Source organism: Mesorhizobium sp. 128a (assembly GCF_053848025.1).
In genome coordinates, this window is the sequence record NZ_JBSPKY010000102.1 from 1 (window position 1) to 389 (window position 389).

General features: G+C 67.6%; 1 pseudogene. It reads right to left on the reverse strand.

The features are described 5' to 3' along the window. Window positions 1-389, reverse strand: a pseudogene (locus ACWTU9_RS33255) (MFS transporter); the annotation flags it as partial.

A 389-nucleotide genomic window follows, 5' to 3' on the forward strand; every position in this document is an offset into this window, starting at 1 on the left:
GACGCTGCGCGCCATGTAGGAGCGCGACGACGCCTGCACCGGCCCGAAGGCCAGGCCGATCAACAGCCCGTAGAGGATATAGGCCTTCTCGGCCGCCGTGCCGAACAGGCCGCCCGAATCGGTGGTCGGCATCTGGATCAGGCCGAGCAGCGTGAAGCCCGGCCCCGTCGAGATGATGCCGATGGTGGCGACCGACAGCATGACCAGCGCGATCATCACCACCGCCTTGGAGCCGAGCGCGGTGTCGAGGCGCGCCGCGATCCAGCAGCCGAAGATGGCGACGACATTGAGGATGATGCCGAACATGCCGATCTCGGTGATCGACCAGTGGAACATGCCCGCCGCGAAGGTGCCGCCGAGCGCCAGCAGCGCGTTGACGCCGTCCTGGT